Source organism: Coprobacter secundus subsp. similis, assembly GCF_015097275.1.
In the GTDB taxonomy this organism is placed as follows: Bacteria; Bacteroidota; Bacteroidia; order Bacteroidales; family Coprobacteraceae; genus Coprobacter; species Coprobacter secundus.
The window spans coordinates 184,590-203,595 of sequence record NZ_AP023322.1 but is presented as its reverse complement, the minus strand read 5'-3'; the positions used below and the strand labels follow the sequence as shown (position 1 = coordinate 203,595).

The 19,006-nt window shown below is 51.4% G+C and carries 14 protein-coding genes; 7 read left to right on the top strand and 7 right to left on the bottom strand.

Annotation, left to right across the window (positions count from 1 at the left end; translation table 11 throughout):
* Positions 1-558: 558 nt before the first annotated feature.
* Together Cop2CBH44_RS00715 and Cop2CBH44_RS00710 are read left to right on the top strand one after the other, a co-directional pair.
* On the top strand, positions 559-1,638 hold the full coding sequence (locus tag Cop2CBH44_RS00715) for an alpha/beta hydrolase (RefSeq protein ID WP_200755332.1): 1,080 nt from the start codon (positions 559-561) through the stop codon (positions 1,636-1,638).
* Positions 1,639-1,739: 101 nt separating this feature from the next.
* Positions 1,740-2,720 carry a DUF362 domain-containing protein gene (locus tag Cop2CBH44_RS00710; protein WP_200755330.1) on the top strand — a complete coding sequence of 327 codons (981 nt, stop codon included), beginning with the start codon at positions 1,740-1,742 and terminating at the stop codon, positions 2,718-2,720.
* A 643-nt stretch (positions 2,721-3,363) separates the two neighbouring features.
* Here Cop2CBH44_RS00710 and Cop2CBH44_RS00705 read toward each other — a convergent pair.
* From Cop2CBH44_RS00705 to Cop2CBH44_RS00690, 4 genes are read right to left on the bottom strand one after another with little or no spacing between them, the layout of a single operon-like run.
* Positions 3,364-4,245 carry a DNA-methyltransferase gene (locus Cop2CBH44_RS00705; protein WP_200755329.1) on the bottom strand — a complete coding sequence of 294 codons (882 nt, stop codon included), beginning with the start codon at positions 4,243-4,245 and terminating at the stop codon, positions 3,364-3,366.
* Positions 4,242-4,757, bottom strand: a complete 516-nt coding sequence (locus tag Cop2CBH44_RS00700; RefSeq protein WP_021929776.1) for a hypothetical protein — start codon at positions 4,755-4,757, stop codon at positions 4,242-4,244. Before Cop2CBH44_RS00700 ends, Cop2CBH44_RS00705 begins: the two co-directional genes overlap by 4 nt.
* Positions 4,754-5,596 (bottom strand): type II restriction endonuclease, encoded by an 843-nt coding sequence (locus tag Cop2CBH44_RS00695; RefSeq protein WP_021929777.1) that lies wholly within the window; start codon positions 5,594-5,596, stop codon positions 4,754-4,756. The genes Cop2CBH44_RS00700 and Cop2CBH44_RS00695 overlap by 4 nt, the downstream gene beginning before the upstream one ends.
* A complete protein-coding gene (locus tag Cop2CBH44_RS00690) occupies positions 5,565-6,557 on the bottom strand; it encodes a DNA adenine methylase (protein WP_021929778.1) in 993 nt (330 codons plus the stop codon). Before Cop2CBH44_RS00690 ends, Cop2CBH44_RS00695 begins: the two co-directional genes overlap by 32 nt.
* A gap of 671 nt (positions 6,558-7,228) precedes the next feature.
* On the opposite strand from Cop2CBH44_RS00690, the gene sppA reads away from it, so the two are divergent.
* Both sppA and lpxK read left to right on the top strand, forming a co-directional pair.
* Complete coding sequence (gene sppA, locus Cop2CBH44_RS00685; protein ID WP_200755328.1) at positions 7,229-8,980, top strand: signal peptide peptidase SppA; 1,752 nt, start codon at positions 7,229-7,231, stop codon at positions 8,978-8,980.
* A gap of 46 nt (positions 8,981-9,026) precedes the next feature.
* Positions 9,027-10,148: a tetraacyldisaccharide 4'-kinase gene (gene lpxK / locus Cop2CBH44_RS00680; protein WP_200755327.1), complete on the top strand. Its 1,122-nt coding sequence runs from the start codon at positions 9,027-9,029 to the stop codon at positions 10,146-10,148.
* A gap of 544 nt (positions 10,149-10,692) precedes the next feature.
* Here lpxK and Cop2CBH44_RS00675 read toward each other — a convergent pair.
* From Cop2CBH44_RS00675 to Cop2CBH44_RS00665, 3 genes are read right to left on the bottom strand one after another with little or no spacing between them, the layout of a single operon-like run.
* On the bottom strand, positions 10,693-12,012 hold the full coding sequence (locus Cop2CBH44_RS00675) for a TolC family protein (RefSeq protein WP_200755325.1): 1,320 nt from the start codon (positions 12,010-12,012) through the stop codon (positions 10,693-10,695).
* 12 nt (positions 12,013-12,024) lie between these two features.
* On the bottom strand, positions 12,025-15,171 hold the full coding sequence (locus tag Cop2CBH44_RS00670) for an efflux RND transporter permease subunit (protein ID WP_200755896.1): 3,147 nt from the start codon (positions 15,169-15,171) through the stop codon (positions 12,025-12,027).
* A complete protein-coding gene (locus Cop2CBH44_RS00665) occupies positions 15,171-16,121 on the bottom strand; it encodes an efflux RND transporter periplasmic adaptor subunit (RefSeq protein WP_246469197.1) in 951 nt (316 codons plus the stop codon). Before Cop2CBH44_RS00665 ends, Cop2CBH44_RS00670 begins: the two co-directional genes overlap by 1 nt.
* A gap of 269 nt (positions 16,122-16,390) precedes the next feature.
* Here Cop2CBH44_RS00665 and Cop2CBH44_RS00660 point away from each other — a divergent pair, with 269 nt between their 5' ends.
* The 3 genes from Cop2CBH44_RS00660 to Cop2CBH44_RS00650 all read left to right on the top strand — a co-directional run bounded on the left by Cop2CBH44_RS00660 (position 16,391) and on the right by Cop2CBH44_RS00650 (position 19,004).
* Complete coding sequence (locus Cop2CBH44_RS00660) at positions 16,391-17,341, top strand: helix-turn-helix domain-containing protein (protein WP_200755323.1); 951 nt, start codon at positions 16,391-16,393, stop codon at positions 17,339-17,341.
* A gap of 489 nt (positions 17,342-17,830) precedes the next feature.
* Positions 17,831-18,418, top strand: coding sequence for a DNA-3-methyladenine glycosylase I (locus tag Cop2CBH44_RS00655; RefSeq protein WP_200755895.1), 588 nt, complete (start codon positions 17,831-17,833; stop codon positions 18,416-18,418).
* A 292-nt stretch (positions 18,419-18,710) separates the two neighbouring features.
* The gene (locus tag Cop2CBH44_RS00650) at positions 18,711-19,004 is read left to right on the top strand and encodes a type II toxin-antitoxin system HigB family toxin (protein ID WP_200755322.1); all 294 of its coding nucleotides are present in this window, start codon (positions 18,711-18,713) and stop codon (positions 19,002-19,004) included.
* The last annotated feature ends 2 nt before the right edge of the window (positions 19,005-19,006 follow it).

Below are 19,006 nucleotides of genomic sequence, written 5' to 3'. Positions count from 1 at the left end.
TTCAACAACGCAAGTTTATGCCATTTACTCTTTAGAAGATGATTAACTCCATTTTTATCCTAATACATAGGAACGATAATTTTTTGAATATTATATCTTTTATGGAAACTATAGGGTATCAAATCTATAAGAGAATGATATATAATGACTATATATCAGATTAATACAAAACGCACTTCAGTTCAAGCATAGGAAACCGCAATACCCACCGTCACAAGACTGGAGGTCGTAGCAAAAAACTGTACACGTAAACTCCTGAAAACGGGTCCGGGCAAGATTCAGACAAGCTCTCAAAAGCAATTCAAATTTCCAAGAGAAAACAAGAAGCCGGTCATCCCCCTCCCCCTCACATCCATCAAGGAACCCCGCAAGAGCCATCCCCCCCTTGGACAGCCCCGCGAGCACTACCGCACTCGGTAGCAACCTCTCTCACAAGCGATTGCACACAGCGGCACAAAGAAAAATCCGTAATTCGGGTTATAACATCCGTAATCCGTCTACACGCACCGCACCGCACACACCCTATCTTTGTCCCTGTAAAACAAAAGACAAACCTGTATGAAAAAATCATTGAAAAACCTCTGCGCTGCCACAGCCATAAGCCTCTGCGCCACCGGACACCCCGCAGCAGCAAACCACCGACCCGATAACAATAACAATAATAATATGGAAACAAAACTCAACCCGGCCGAAGAGTGGGACAAAGTATTCCCCCAAAGCTACCAAGTAAACCACACCAAAGTAACCTTCCACAACCGCTACGGCATCACCCTCGCCGCCGACCTGTACATACCCAAGAACGCCTCCGGCAAACTGCCCGCCATCGCCATAAGCGGCCCTTTCGGAGCCGTCAAGGAACAAGCCTCCGGGCTCTACGCCCAGGCACTCGCCGAACGCGGGTTCCTGACCCTCGCCTTTGACCCCTCCTACACCGGAGAAAGCGGCGGCACACCCCGTCACGTAGCCTCGCCCGACATCAACACCGAAGACTTCTGCGCTGCGGTAGATTATCTCTCGACCCGTGAGGACGTGAATCCCCAACAAGTCGGCATACTCGGCATCTGCGGCTGGGGAGGGTTCGCCCTCAACGCAGCCGCCATCGACACCCGCATCAAAGCCACCGTCGCCTCCACCATGTACGACATCAGCCGGTGCACCGCCAACGGATATTTCGACGCCATGACCCCCGACGAACGCTACCGGATGCGCCAGGAGCTGAACGCACAACGCACCCGCGACTACAAGGAGGGGACATACGCACCCGCCGGAGGAGTCATAGACCCCCTGCCCGACGACGCCCCCCAGTTCGTCAAAGACTACCACGCCTATTACAAGACACCCCGGGGATACCACAAACGGTCGCTCAACTCCAACAACGGGTGGAACAAGACCTCCGCGCTGTCCTTCATCAACATGCCCATACTCACGTACAGCGACGAGATACGCAACGCCGTACTCCTCATACACGGGGAGAAGGCACACTCCCGCTATTTCAGCGAAGACGCCTTCAAGAAGCTCAAGGGAGACAACAAAGAGCTCCTCATCATCCCCGGAGCCAACCATACCGACCTCTACGACAATCTCGACAAAATACCTTTCGACAAGATAGAAGCATTCTATCGCGAATATCTGAAATAAAACCCGTATATTAGCACCCCCCGGCCGCACATCCCCTTCCGGGCCGCACACCCGGAAGGGAGAATGAAGCCGCCCAGTCTTTACAAAAACATAAAAACACGATGACACCGACCGCACACTTCCGCACACTCCTCTGCACGATAACCCTGCTCGCAGCCGCTATCTGCACACACGCACAACAACCCGCGCAAGCCGGCACCCCACCCCTGCCCAAAGTCTACATGTACAAAAAAATAACCCCGGAAAACCTCGTCAAGATATACGAAGCACTCGGACGCCCGGCACGAGGACGCGTAGCCGTAAAACTTTCCACCGGAGAACCCGGCAACAACAACTACCTCGCCCCCTCCCTCATCCAAGACCTCGTGCACAAAGTAAACGGCACCATCATCGAATGCAACACCGCCTACGGAGGCGGAAGAGCCGACACCCGCAACCACCTCAAAGCCGCCGAAGACCACGGCTTCACCCGGATAGCCCGGGTAGACATCATGGACGCCGACGGAGAAGTATCACTCCCCGTAAAAGGCGGCAAGCACCTCAAGGAAGACTTTGTCGGCAAGAACTACCCCGGCTATGACTTCACCCTCGTGCTCTCCCACTTCAAAGGACACCCCATGGGAGGCTTCGGAGGAGCCATCAAGAACATCGCCATCGGCATCGCCTCCTCCCACGGCAAAGCATGGATACACTCCGCCGGCAAGACCCGCAAGCAGCAAGAAGTATGGAGCGACCTGCCCCCGCAAGACCACTTCCTCGAATCCATGGCCGAAGCCGCCAAAGCTATCACCGACCACTGCGGTGACAACATCCTGTACATCAGCGTAGCCAACAACCTATCGGTAGACTGCGACTGCGTAGCCGCCCCCGAAGACCCCAAGATGGGCGACATCGGCATCCTCGCCTCGCTCGACCCCGTAGCACTCGACCGCGCCTGTGTCGACCAGGTACGCGCCTCAAAAGACCACGGCAAGGTACACCTCATCGAACGCATCGACTCCCGCAACGGCATGCACACCCTCGACTATGCCGAGCAGCTCGGTATCGGGAGCCAGAAATACCAGCTCATCCCGCTCGACTGAACAACTCCCTAACCCCATCCCAAAGGAAAAACAATACCCCTTCATCCCCTCTCAAGAGGGGAAATCAACCCATCAAAACTCTCACTACCAAGAAGAAACAAGCATCCCAAAATCTCCCCTCTCGAGAGAGGCAGGGGGTGTGTGACGTATGCGCACAGCCTCCTAAAATCAAAGCAACCACCCAAAGCCGACAGATACCTCCTCACTATACCAAACACAAGAAATACCTCCTCTCCAAACAGCAGCAAAAATCATCTCAACCCAGCCCGCGCCCCTCACCGTGACACACCCCTTCATCCCCTCTCAAGAGGGGAAATCTCACACCACAAACCACTCATTACCAAGAAGAAATCACCATCAAAAATCTCCCCTCTCGAGAGGGGCGGGGGTGTGTCACGCCTGCGCACAGCCTCCTAAAATCAAAAACAACCACTAAATGTCAACAGATACCACCTCAAAACACCAAAACAAACCTCCCGTAATACCTTAGCCCAGCCCGCGCTTCTCACCGTAACACACCCCTCAATCCCCTCTCGAGAGGGGAAATCTCACACCACAAACCACTTATCATCAATAAGAAACAAGATTTTCAAGCCTCATCTATCAAAAAAGGACAGGAAAGAAGTTTAGACCAATACATACTTTAGAAAGGTAAATCGTAGCCCATATAACTGTCACTTTCGCCGACCTGTTGGAAATTCAAGGCATCTGCACAAGCTATATCTTTCAATTTTTTACGATAGGTAGAAAATACAGAAAATTGTTCTATCTCCATTTTTCTTGCTTTGCTCATCAGAAGGAACTCTTCTTCTTTATCAATTCCCAAAAATCTGCGTTCCAAAAGATTAGCAGCAATACCCGTAGTACTGCTTCCCGTAAAAGGATCAAGAATCCATGCACCCTTTTGAGTAGAAGCCAAAATAATACGTACAAGAACCGATAAAGGCTTTTGCGTAGGATGCTTGCCACAAGATTTTTCCCAGCGGGCAATCGCAGGCAGACGCCAGATGTCCGTCATCTGTTTGCCCGCATTGATCTGTTTCATCAAATGGTAATTATAATAATGAGGCACCTTAGATGATTTTCTGGCCCAGATGATAAACTCGGTAGAAAAAGTAAAGTAACGGCATGAAATATTAGGAGGCGGATTAGTTTTTGCCCAAGTTACGACATTCAAGATTTTATAGCCCAATTCTGTCAGCAAGCCAGCTACAGAAAATATGCTGTGGTACGTGCCGCTAATCCATATAGTTCCATTTTCTTTCAGTTTATCACGGCACAATCTTAGCCACTCTCTGTTAAATGAGACAATCTGTTCAGCCGTTTTTCCCTTATCCCATTCACCCTTATCCACACATACAATTTTACCACTTTGTACACTGATTCCCCCATTAGACAGGAAATAAGGCGGATCCGCAAATATCATGTCAAATTTGAACTCAAATTGAGAAAGGAGTTCGATGCTGTCCCCGTGCAACAAGGTAAACGCCCGGTCCTTTGATTTAAAGAACGGAGACAAGCTCATTTGATAAGTTTTTCATATTCGACCCATGACATGCCTCTCCCCTTTCCATTCGGGTAATTGATATCTTCCTGTCCCCAAATCCATTTATAAGCCTTAATCAGAGCCTCGGGCTTTTCTCCACTTCGGAACGACAAAGCCCTGATCTCATCCATAAAATTTGCAGGTTCTTCCCCAACGAACGTACGCTTCAGCAGATATAAAAATTTTTGAGCCTCATCCTCATTCTCCCTCACTTTGGCCTTTACATCCTCCAATATCTGGCTGTGTGATATTTGCCATAAAGTAGATGGCACCGGATCGAATATAAAAACCAAAAAGTCCTCTTTCTGGGAAGTTTTATAAACATTTTTACCCCCGGGTTTCGTAATGACTATTTTCCGACCATCTTCCAAATCTTCGACATCATATCCCCTATATGGTAACTTTGTAAGTTGGTCAGCAAACTCTTTTTTTTGACAATTATCTATCCTTATAGATTTCAGTTCGATTTCATGTTGATATATGTTTTTCATTTTTGAACTTTTACTTTGCCTATAAAATCAGTTATTGTTGTAAGGTTATAAATACCGGGAATAGCATAATAAGCTTCTTCGAGTTTATTCCGGGCCGATTTCCACCCCACACCATCCGTTATCCAAATAAATTCATAATTTGGAAATCGGTTGATTTTCGGAGCAAGTTCCGAATATGACCGCGCTACCTCATTCAGCTTGGATCCCCCTCCACTATAGAAATTGACCTCTATCAAGTATGTCTTGACAGAAGTTGTAATGACAAAATCAAACCGTTTGAGATCTTCCCCCAAGCACTTCATCTCTTCAAATTCGGTAGAATATACTTCTTGCCTGAATTTTATGCCCTCTGCGCTGAACAAATCAGCTATTCGCCTTTCCATTATGTGTCCGCTTCTGTTTTTACGGGCATTGGTGTCAAGCCCGGTTTCCACCCCGAATACATAATCCACAAGATTAGAAATTTTTTTATTTTGCAATACCTCTTTGAGTCCCGTCTCCTCTATATATTCGATAACACCCTCCGGAGTCTCAAAAAAATCCTCGATCAGGCATATACACCCATTTTTGTCTATAGCCTTCTTCTTTTCCGATGTACGTATTGCAATTAAGATATCCAACACACTGAAAACTTTAGGATTCTCCTCCCACAAACTCTTTATTGCCGCAGCCATATCTTCCTGACCTATCAGATAGTTCAGTTGATGGAGCTTGATAGATATAGCGTCAACATTTGCCGCAATCTTATTGAAATCAGAAAAGAATCCCAACGTAGCATTAGTTTCTACAAGTTGCGACATGAACTCTTTAAATTGTTCTTCCGTATGTGCTTTGTACATAATTACTTGCGTTTATATTAGAGTCAAGACAATGCAGATGAGAATTACTTTCGTCAGCAGACGTATGCATATAATTTCTGATAAGCAGCTCTGTGAGCTTACCCCTTTTTTCTGCATTGGCATTTACGGAACGAGTAGCATAAACCCGTTCTATAATGTAATCTTTGTACAGTTCATCAAAAAACGTATCTTCAGGATTACGCCCCTTACAGTCAGAGTTACTTAACATCATCAGACATTCCTTACCCGAAAGTCTGTCAAAATATTCCTTCAGCCGTATCTGTTCTGCGTCATTGAATGCCTCCTTGGCATAAGAGTTGAAACTGGAAGTCGCGTCCAGCGGCCGGTAAGGAGGATCAAAATATATAAATGTGTTGGCCGATACATATCGTTCAGTCTGTTCAAAATCCCCACTTATAATCTCTACCTTTTGCAACAGTTCACTATCTGCATAAATTGTTTTTTCATCACAGATCGTCGGTCTTACATACTTGCCAAAAGGCACATTGAATTCTCCCTTGGAATTTACCCGATACAGGCCGTTAAAACAAGTCTTATTGAGAAATATGAAATACGTCGTATTATCTATATCAGACAGCTGAGCCCTGTTGAAACGTGTACGAATGCTTACAAAAAACTCTTTTCTTTTTTCTTCTTCCGTTATATCCAGATACTCTTTCTGTATTGCGTACAACGATCGGACAAGTGATTCCGGGGAGTTTTTTACCATATTATACGCCTTTACCAAATCAGGATTTAAGTCATTGATGATGGCTTTTTCTATATTCGGATATGTTTGTAACATAAAAAAAAGCATTGCCCCACCCCCGACGAAAGGTTCGATATAAGTGAGTTTTTCCAATTTCTCAAAATTATAGGGAAGCCGGGCTGTGAATGTCGGTATCAATTGCCCTTTACCCCCTACCCACTTTACAAAAGGTTTTGCCACATGTCGTTTCATTATCTTCTGGAATCGTTTTGACAACAAATATAGAGCTTTCTTACGGATTGCCGATATAGGACAGCTTAAATTTTATAATGAAACGTTTCAACTACTTTTGTCCTCGGAAGCTATGTACTTATGTCACACAACCACTAAATGTCAGCAGATACCACCTCACAACATCAAAACCGACTTCCCGTAATACCTCCTCTCCAAACAGCAGCAAAAATCATCTCAACCCAGCCCGCGCTTCTCACCGTGACACACCCCTTCATCCCCTCTCGAGAGGGGAAATCTCACACCACAAACCGCTCATTACCAAGAATATAGCACCATCCAAAATCTCCCCTCTCGAGAGGGGTAGGGGGTGTGTCACGGTGAGGGGCGAGGCCTAAGTTGAGACTTCCGCGATACAGTTGAGGGAAGTGTTTTCTGTTCAGTTTCAGAGACTGTTTTTTGATTTTAGGAGGTTATGCACAGACGTCACACAGCCGCCTACATCCAAAAGCATTCATCCGAAGCCAAGAAACCGCATCTCAAAATAAAAGATTTGAAAATCATCTTATAATTCATAAAAATTAGACAAACACTCCATAAAAAACCCTTATATTTGTGATACAATGCATTTTTTTGCATTAAAATACAGAAAATACAAACATTTTGGTACTCACGACCAACCAACAAAAAAGATGAAACAGTTCTTCAAGACCACATTCGCCTGCGTACTCGGCGTCTTCATAGCCGGTACCATACTCATATGGATAGGAGTCATCATGACCATCGGCATCATATCCGTCTCCACCGTCCCCACGTACAAAGAAAAAAACAACACCATACTATACCTCAACCTCAAAGGAGAACTCTACGAGCGTTCCAAAGAAAACCCCCTCAGCCTCCTTTACAGCGAGAAAAGCGAAATGTCCCTCGGACTCGACGACATACTCAAAGCCATCAAGACCGCCAAGGACAACGACAACATAAAAGGCATCTATATCGAAGCCAACGGCCTCTTTGCCGGCTACGCCTCCATCGACGAGATACGCCAGGCACTGCTCGACTTCAAGAAAAGCGGCAAGTTCATACTCGCATACGGCGACCAGTACCTCCAGAAAGAGTACTACCTCGCATCCGTTGCCGACAGTATCTTCCTCAACCCCGTGGGGATGCTCGATTTCAGAGGACTCAGCGCCTCCCCCATATTCTACAAAAACACACTCGACAAAATAGGCGTCGACATGCAGATATTCCGCGTAGGCACATTCAAGTCCGCCGTAGAACCCTACACCACCACCCACATGAGCCCCGCCAACCGCGAGCAGACCGAAGTCTACCTCCATTCCATATGGGAACATGTCGTACAAGGCATAAGCCAGGCAAGGAAGCTCTCCCCCCGGCAGCTGAACGCATGCGCCGACTCCCTCATGCTCTTCCGCGAAGAGACCCGGGCCGTACAAGCCGGGCTTATCGACGCCCTCGCATACCGCCCGCAGATGAAGCAGAAACTCGCCCGCATGGCACACGCAGACAAGTATGAAGACCTGACCCTCGCGTCAGTCACCGAGATAGCCGGCCTCCCCCGGAAAGCGCCATCCGCCCAAGACATCATCGCCGTCGTATACGCCGACGGAGAAATAGACACATCGCCCAATGACGGCATCAACTCCCGCAAGCTCGTCGCAGAACTCGACAAAATAGGACAAGACGCGGCCATAAAAGGCGTCGTCCTGCGCGTCAACTCCCCCGGAGGCAGCGCCTTCGGCTCCGAGCAACTGTGGGAAGCCGTCGACCGGCTCAAGCAACTCAAACCCGTAGCCGTATCCATGGGCGACTACGCCGCATCCGGCGGATACTACCTCTCCTGCGGAGCACACCGCATATTCGCCGACGCAGCCACCCTCACCGGCTCTATCGGCATATTCGGTATGGTACCCGACGCATCCGCCCTGCTCACCGACAAGATAGGGCTCACCTTCGACGAAGTCAAGACCAACCGGTACGGCAACTTCCCCGCCATACACAGAGCCATGACACCCGGCGAAAAAGCCATGATGCAAGCCTACGTAGAACGCGGGTACGACCTCTTTGTCAAAAGATGCGCCCAAGGACGGGGCAAGACCGCCGACGACATACGCAAAATTGCCGAAGGCCGCGTATGGACCGGAGCCGACGCCGTGAAGCTGGGACTCGCAGACCAAATCGGGACACTCGGCGACGCCATCACCTGGGTAGCCGGCCGGGCCCACACCCCCGATTACCGGAGAGTAGACTACCCCGTCAAGAAAACCATATACGAAGAGCTCCTCAGCGAACTGGGCAGCTACAGCCGCACAAGCCTCGAAAAATGGATACTCGGCGACCGCTACCGCCCTCTGGACATACTCAAGCAGATACAACACCTCGACCCCGTACAAGCCCGGGCCGAAATCGGGCACATCGACTGAAAAAAATAATCCCGGTACAACAACACAACCCAGACCAACAAAGGATATGAACGAGCACAACACCCCGCACCTCCATAACAGCCTCCGGCCCCTTGCCCTCATATACAAAGCCGTCGTACAACTGAGGAACCGACTCTTCGACTGGAAGATACTCCCCTCCGAGACATACGACATACCCGTCATATCCGTCGGCAACATCACCGTCGGAGGCACAGGCAAGACCCCACACACCGAGTACCTCATACACCTGCTCGCCCCCCATTACCACATAGCCCTCCTGAGCCGCGGGTACAAGCGCAAGAGCCGAGGCTTCGTCATAGCCGAGGCCACATCCACATCCGCCCAAATAGGAGACGAACCACTGCAAATCAAGCGGAAGTTTCCCCACATCACCGTCGCCGTCGACGCCGACCGCCGGAGAGGAATACGCCAAATCAGGAAACACTTCCCCGAAACAAACCTCATACTCCTCGACGACGCCTTCCAGCACCGCTACGTCACCCCCTCCACCTCCATACTCCTCACCGACATCAACCGCCTCATATACGAAGACAAGATGCTCCCTGCAGGCCGCCTGAGAGAACCCCTGTCCGGAAAGTCGAGAGCCAACATCGTCATCGTCACCAAGTGCCCCGACGACATCAAGCCCATCGACTTCCGCATCATCACCAAGCACCTGCAACTATACCCCTACCAGAGGCTCTACTTCACCACATTCCGGTACGGAGCCCTCACTCCCGTATTCCCCGGCACCTGCACCATACCCCAAGACACCCCCGTAGACATCAGCCTCTACAAAAACGTAGTCGCCGTGTCGGGCATCGCATCCCCACACACATTCATACACCACATACACACCCTCTGCCCCGCGGCACAAAGCCTCACATTCGCCGACCACCACGACTTCACCGCCAGGGATATAACCCGGATAAAGAAACTCTCCACCCAAGCCTCCCCCGACGACACCCTCGTCATCGTCACCGAAAAAGACGCCGCAAGGCTCATGCACAACCGGCACATCGACACCCCCCTGAAGCAGCGTATGCTATACCTCCCCCTCCAAGTTACATTCCTGCAAAACGGAGGCCCCGCATTCGATGCCCAGATACTCGACGAAGCCAAGAAAAACAGCCCCAGTTATATCCCCCAAAGCAGGCGCACGAAATAAGGCGGCACACCACAAAACATGCGGCAGCCACCCGAAGCAAATAAGCAAACAAAAAAACTGGCAACACCGCCCCCTCCTCCTCCGGAACAAGAAGGTTTGGAATGCTGTTTTCTTATTAATAACAAGTGATTTATAGCGTGGATAACTTCCCCTCTCGAGAGGGGATTGAGGGGTGTGTGACGGTAAGACACGCGGCAAGGGCAGAAATATTGCGGAAAGCCGTCGGGCGAAGTGTTTGGCAGTGTAAGGAAGCATCTATTAACCATTAGCGGTCATTTTGATTTCAGGAAGCTTCGCACAGGCATCACACACCCCCGACCCCTCTCAAAGAGGGGAGATTCGAAATACTGCTTTCTCATTAATAATAAGCGATTTATAGCGTGGATAACTCCCCTCTCGAGAGGGGATGAAGGGGTGTGTGACGGTAAGACACGCGGCAAAGGCTGAGATGTTTTTGCTGCTGTTTGGCGATGTGACGTTTCCTGGCTTCAGGTGATTACTTTCAATTTGAAGCAGCCATGCACAGGCGCGACACACCCCGGCCCTACTGCTCCAACCGCCCCGTCGCCCGCAAGTACTCCGTCTCGTAAATCCTATACTGAGTCTGCGCCTCTATCAAGTTGCTCTCCGCCTGCTGCCACTGCGACTGGGCATCCAGCAAGTCCGTCAGCGGAGCCATCGAAGCCGCATACCGGTTGCCCGTCACACGCAAGTTCTCCTCAGCCTGCCTCAACCCCGTCTCAGCCGTACCTACCAGCAAATAACCATCCTCCACATTGCGCACAGCCCGCTGCACCTCGATAGACATCAGACGAGAATTCTTCTGCAACTCAAGCTCCGCATTGCGCAGCTCATACCGAGCCTTGCGCACCCGTTTCCGGTTCTCCCCCCAGTGGAAAACCGGGATTTTCACCGCCAGCATCGCAATGCCGATCCCATCGCGGAACTCCTGCGTATAAGGCATCATCACGCCCCCGCCCACATCTATCGTGCTGCCCAGCTTGATATTCCCATAATACGTATACCCCGCCGTCAAGCCCACCGTAGGCAAAGCATCCGCCCGCGCCATACGCACCTGCTGCTCACCCGCCTCCACCTGCTTTTCCAGCAAGCGCAACTCAGGCCGGCCGACCATATCAGCAACGAGCCGCCCCGGCTCCGATGCCACAACCACCGTATCAGTCGGTACTATCTCCGTATCAAGCTCCGCACCGATGACCCGGCAAAGCGACAGACGGCACAAGTCCGAGCCGTTCCGCACCTTCTGCAACTGGTAACGGACCTCACTGTACTTCGCCTCGATACGGAGCAAGTCATTCTCCGTCGCCATACCCGCCGCAAGCGCCGCATCCACCTGCCGGCGAAGCGTATCCATACGAGCACAATAACCCTCCAGCATACGCACCTTACGCTCCACCGCAATATAAGTCCAGTACGCATTGTCAGCCTCCACAAGCACATCCATACGAGCCATCCGCAGCTGCTCACCCGCCGACTCCTTGCCGATACGCGCCAGACGCTTCCCCGCCATGATTTTGCCCCCCGCATAAATCGGCTGCGTCAAGCTGATACCCGCCATATAAGTACCCCGCATACGCAGCTCCATACCCATCATGTCCATATCAGGCAACATATAAGCCCCCGTAGCAGAACCATCGATTTTAGGCAGATAAGCCGCCGTCGCTATCTCGCTGTCAAGCTCCGCCTGGCGCAACCGGTTATCCGCCTGCTGAAGACCCTCACTATGCAGAAGAGCCATCTCGCGGCACTCCGCCTGAGAGAGCGGCAGCCGCTGTTGCGCCACTGCACCGCAAACAGAAAACAAAGCAGCACAACAAGATATAACTATATTTTTTCCATTCATTGGATTTACATTTTATAAGTTAACAGGTTTGCCGATGCGGAACATCGCCGCGTAAAAAAGCGGCAACAGCACCAGTGTAATCATCGTCCCCACCGTAAGGCCCCCCATAATCGTGATAGCCATAGACCCGTACATCGGGTCGGTCACAAGCGGAATCATCCCCACGATAGTCGTAAGCGAAGCCATCAGTACAGGACGCACACGCGACACCGTCGCCTCAATGACAGCCCTATAAGGAACCATCCCCTCCTCACTCTGGAGCCGCCCTATCTCGTCCACCAGCACGATAGCATTCTTCACCATCATCCCTATCAAGCCCAGTATCCCGATAATCGCCATGAAAGTCATCGGCTGCCCGCTGACAAGCAACGCAGGCGTTATGCCGCAAAACACAAACGGGAAACAAAGCAAGATGAGGATGACCTTGCGCCAGCTGTTGAACAACAACAGCAAGATAGCCAGAATAAGGAAAACAGTCAGCGGCACGAACTTCATCAAGTTACCGATAGCCTCGCCCTGCACCTCACCCTCGCCGACCCAGCGCATCGAGTAGCCCTCAGGCAGCGCAATAGCCTCGATTTCGTCCTTGATAGAATCGATGACCTTGGCAGGAGTCGCCTCCTCACAATCCGGGTCCGGGTCACACTCCGCCTCTATCACCCGCTGCCCGTTGAGCCGCAACACCAGGTCCTCGTCCCAGTCCAGGCGCACATCCCCCGTCACATTGCCCAAAGGCATCGCCCGGAACACCCGGTCCTGCAACTCGCTCATGCTCCGCCCTCCCGTGAGCGCACCCTGCAACTCCTCGTTCGACAAGTGCAGGTTCATCATGCTCCATACCGGAATATCATCCAAGTCACGTATACGGCTCCCGTCCGCATTACGCACCAGCAGATTGAGCCTCACCATCCGTTCCTGGTCATTCAATACACCCACAGGCATCCCGTCCGTCGCCGCAAGCAACGCATTCGCCACATCACCGCGCCCGATTCCGGAACGCAAGGCATCCTCCTGCACATACTCCGCGACAAGAGCCTTCCCCGACGGCTTCCAATTGTTCTGCACCGAATAAGCATCCACATAAGGCGAGCGGCGCATGATAGCCTCGGCCTGCGCACTCAACCCCCGCAACACAGCAGGGTCAGGGCCCGCAAACTCCACCTCCACCGTATGGGACGTCGAAATCGAAAAATTATACTTGCGAGTACGGATATACGCATCAGGAAACCTCTCCCGCAATTGCCGGCGCACCACAGGCACCTGCTCCAACACCGTCTCATAATCCTTGCAGTCCACAATCAACTCCCCATAACAATCACCCCCCGAAGTCATCGGGCGCACCAGGCAATAATGCGCAGGAGCACTCCCCTGGCTCACCGCCACCCGCTCGATATCACCATTCCCAGAAAGCAAGTCGCTCATCGCCAGCAACCGGTCACGCACTGTATCCGCATCAGCCGCCGCCGGGAAAAAGCACTCGACCACAAACTGCTTGTAATCGAAATCAGGAAAAAACAGATTCCTCACACGCGTCATGCCGAAAACACAAAGCCCCAGCAGCCCGAAAGCAACCACAATCGTCGCCCCCTTATGCCCGATAAGGAAAGCAACCGACCGCCGCACAAAACGATGCACCGGAGAGTTCATCACCTGCCCCGTCACCACGCCCCCACGCTCCCGGCGCGGCAACCACGATTTCGCACACACAGGCACCTGCACCAGAGCCAGCACCCAGCTGGCCAGCAAACTCACGCAAAGCACCAGAAACAAATCGCTCGCATACTCCCCCGCCGTATCAGGCGAAAGATACACGCAAAGAAACGTCGATGCAGCGATGACCGTCGCACCCAGCAACGGCATAGCCGTATTGCGGCCGATACGATACAGATAAGTCTTCGGGCCCAGCCCCCGCTTCCTGTCGACCAAGATACCATCCATGATGACCACCGCATTATCCACCAGCATACCCATCGCCACGATAAACGCACCCAGCGAAATACGCTGCAACGTCGTACCGCACACAAGCAATACCGGAAACGATACCGCGACAGTCAGCACCAGGCCAAACCCGATAATCAAGCCGCTGCGCAACCCCATCGTGAAAATCAGCACCAAAATGACGATGACGACCGACTCCACGAGATTCCACATAAACGACGAAATCGCCTCATCCACCTTCTCAGGCTGGAAAAACACCTTCTCCGTCTGCAACCCCGCCGGCACACGCATCATCACCTCCTGCAAGCGGGCATCCACCGCCTTCCCCACATCAGGGACGATAGCATCCGACTCCATCGCGATACAAATCGCCAGCGACGGCTTCCCGTCCACAAAAAAGCCATTCCGCTGCGGCTCCGCATAAGCCCGTTCCACACGGGCAATATCACCTATCCGGAGCCGCTTCCCATCCATCGTCTGTATCAGCAAATCACGGATATCCTCCTCATCCTCCACAGCCGAATCCACATAAAGCGCGATACGCTCACCACCGGCCGGGTACCGCCCCGCATCCACCGTCTTGCCCGCCGCCTGCAAAGCCGACATAATCTGCGTAGGCACGATACCGTTCCGCGCAATCTGCTCCTTGGAAAGGACGATATTAATCACCTCGTCACGATTGCCCGCGATAAGGATACGCTTCACACCCTTTACCCCCAGCAATTCCCGACGAATATACTTCGCATACCTGTACATCTCCGGATAATCATAACCATCCCCTGTCAAAGCATAAAAAATGCCATACACATCCATCATGTCATCGATGACCACCGGCTCATAACACCCCTGCGGCAACCGCACGGCCGCATCGCCCACCTTACGCCGCAACAAGTCGAAATGCTGCTCCAAGTCACGGTTCAGCACCGTCATCCGAAACTCCACGGTAAACACCGCCGAACCATTCTGGCACTCCGTCTTCACCTTATTCACATTAGGCAACGCCCGCAACTCATCCTCCATCATCTGGGCCACCCGCAACTCCACCTCATGAGCACTCGCACCCGGCCACGGTACCACCACCATCGCCTGCTTCGCAGACACAGCCGGGTCCTCCAGCTTGGGCATCTCCACAAACGACAATACCCCCGCAATCAAAATCGCCGCCACGAACGACCAGAAAAGCACCGGCCGCCGCATGAAAAACTCCGTCAACCTCGTCATCACAACATCCCCCCTACATTAGACTCGCCCGGAGCATCGATGACACGCACCTTCTCCCCCTCCTGCAACACATTCACGCCGGCCCGCACGATACGCTCACCGCCCGTCAAGCCCTCCACAACCACAGCACGCCCCTCCGAGTCGGTATTGCCCAACGTGACAACACGCTTCACCACCGTAGAGTCCGGCCGCAACTCCCATACACACGGCCTCCCGCCATCCCGGAACACGGCACACAAAGGCACGGCAACCCCCCGAGCAGCAGCCGTATCCGCCACCGAGATGCCCACCTCCACGTTCATCCCCGCCGTCAAGCCCCTGCCCGGCCGCTCCGCAAAAGCCAGCCGCAACCGGTAAAGCTGGTTGCCGTCAGCCCTGGGAGCAAGGCTCAACAACCTCATCCGGTAATCCTCGCCGAGACCCGACGGCCGGCAAACATACCCCGTAAACCGGTCACGCTGCCGATACTCGCCCGCCGGTATATCAGCCTCCACCTCCATGCTCGACACATCCAGCAAAGTAAAGACCGAAGTCCCCGCATCCACCATCTCCGCCGGTGAAAAATGCACCGACTCCACATACCCATCCGCCGGAGCATACAACTTCGTATACCCCAACTTATTCCTGTTCACCTGCAACTGCACACCCAATTGCTTCAGCCCCGCAACAGCCTTCTCATAATCATTCGCCGACACGCTCTTCTGCCGGAAAAGCCGCTCCGTCCTTTCCACCTCGTCCGCCAACTGGTCATACTGGATTTGCAAAGCCTCCACCCCCAGCCGGTAATCATCATCATCCAGCTCGGCAAGCAACTGCCCGCGGTGCACATAATCACCCTCCCCGACCCGGATACACTCAATCTGTCCCGCCGTCTTGAAGCCCAGGCTTATCTCATGCGCCTCGCGCACGACCCCCGAATAATTCCTTACACTCGTCCGTTCCAAGACCACCGGAGTCGTCAGCACTACACTCCGCACAAAAGGCGTCCGCGTCCCCTCCGAACAAGCACACAGCAGACAACCCGCAATCACGATCCATCCTCTCATTCTCATTTTCATTATAATCCCAACATTACTTAACATTTAATCTTTACGAGCACAAATTTCCGCTTTTTTACCCGCAACCCCTTGTCCGGTTTTTCGAGTAGATTGTTCAAAAGGACGACAAAACAGATATTTTAAACAGAAAAAGCACCGGTTTATTGCCCAAATAGATATATTTGCAGAAAAAAGACAACCTGACCATGCGATACACCGGCCCCTTCAGCACACTCAACTTGATGATGATGCCCCAGAACGAAAACACCTGCATCTACAACGACGAGTTCGTACTGGCAGACAATTTCTACAGCACAGAATCCCCCACAGACCTCTCCGCCGATTCCGCGACAGCCCCCTTCATCACATCATCCTACCCCTTCAAGATAGAATTCACCATGGCGATGATATGCCTGAACGGATACATACGCGCGCAACTCAACCTCACCGAATACGAACTCCGCCGCAACAACATACTGGTCGTGCAACCCGGAGACATCGGGCAATGCCTCGAAATCTCGCCCGACTGCCGGGTCGCCATCATAGCCTTCTCCGACAACAAACTCATCACAGAATACAACCCGCAAGGAGCCGTCGCCATACGGAAATACCTCTCGGCCACCTCCCTGCTCCCACTTACCGACGAAGAAACACAAGAAATACTCGACATCTACCAAGCCATCCGCAAAAAAATACAACAACCCCGATTCCTCTACAAGCGCGAAATACTCACAAGCTACCTCCAAGTACTCTACTGCATCGGCTGCCAACTGATGAGCCCCACCAGCACACAAGAAACAAAACCCCAAAACCGGAAAACACAAATCTTCGACCACTTCATGCAACTCCTCAAAGAACACTACACCACCCAACGCAAAATCGGATTCTACGCCGACAAACTCTGCATGACACCCAAATACCTGTCACAAGTCATACACGCCGTCAGCGGGCGGCACGCCGGCGACTGGATACGCGACTACGTCATTCTCGAAGCCAAAGCACTCCTGAAAAGCCGGCAATACACCATCCAGCAAGTAAGCGACATGCTCAACTTCCCGAACCAGTCCTTCTTCGGCACCTATTTCAAGAAAACAGTCGGGTGCTCCCCCCTGACATACCTCAACGAACGATAAACACATCCGCCACCCCAAAATCCCCCAACTCCAAAAAAAAATTTGTACCTTTGGAGCCTGACGGATTTTGCCCGGAAAACAACTCCATATTTCGGAAAATCAGGACTGGCTCTTAGAGCCTGGCCGGATTTTGCCCGGGTCAGATTTGGGAATTTCTTCCGAGGATATTTTCCCGTCTTTACGAGGAAGATAGCCGGCTATCTGACGAGCGAAAACGGGAAAAAAGACCGGAAGAAAGCGCAAAGATGACCGGAAAACAATTCCATATTTCGGAAAATCAGGTCTGGCTCTTAGAGCCTGGCCGGATTTTGCCCGGGTCAGATTTGGGATTTTCTTCCGAGGATGTTTTTCCGTCTTTACGAGGAAGATAGCCGGCTATCTGACGAGCGAAAACGGGAAAAAAGACCGGAAGAAAGCGCAAAGATGACCGGAAAACAATTCCATATTTCGGAAAATCAGGTCTGGCTCTTAGAACCAAACAACAAACACATGCAAGACATCATAAACTCACGCTGCGGCTGGGCAGGAACAGACCCCCTGTACACCAAATACCACGACGAAGAATGGGGGCGGCCCGTCACCGACGACAAGACCCTCTTCGAATTCCTCGTGCTCGAAAGCGCACAAGCAGGACTCTCCTGGATTACCATCCTCCGCAAACGCGAAGGATACCGCAAAGCCTTCCACCACTTCGACGTGGAAAAAGTAGCACAGATGACCCCGCAAGACATAGACCGGCTGATGCAATACGACGGCATCATCCGCAACCGCCGGAAGCTCGACAGCACCATCAACAACGCCAGGCAATTCATCGCCATCCGGGAAGAATTCGGCAGCTTCTACAACTACACCCTCACATTCCTCCCCGGCCGGAAGCCCATCACCAACCACTACAAGACCCTCGGACAAGTCCCAGCCACCACCCCCCAGTCAGACGCCATGAGCAAAGACATGAAAAAGCGCGGCTTCAAGTTCTTCGGCTCCACCACATGCTACGCCTTCCTCCAAGCCACCGGCTTCGTAGACGACCACCTGGAAGACTGCCACTGCAAAAACACCCCCCGTCACACTAAATAAAAAAGACCATACCCAAAAGACAAACACTCCATACATTACATTTAATGAAATAGACTATCACATATCCCAATTACCCGCAAACAGAATTGTTTACCAGTAATATATCCACTTTACAATAGGTTTATAAGTTAAACGGGACTTTAAAAAAGCATTTACAGCCTTTTTCTGACAACGTCTGCATTGCTGCTTTGGAAATATTTCAAAACAACATCGAATAAACATATCCCGAAATTCAATATTTTATTTTGAATTTCAAAACAAACTGCTTACTTTTGCATAAATAATAAAAGGCATGAGAATCATAGCAAGAAGCAAGATAATTGAATATTATAACGAACATCCCGATTCGGAAACTGCACTTGAAGACTGGTATCAGAAAGTGAAGAAAGCGGAATGGACTTGTTTTGCCGACATGAAACAAATGTTTAACAGCGTAGATAATGTAGGTAACCAACATTATGTATTCAATATCAGAGGAAACAACTATCGGCTAATCGTAGTAATTAAGTTTACGATAAAAACCGTACTTATCCGTTTTATCGGTACCCATGCCGAATATGATTCGATAGATGCAAAAAATATATAGAC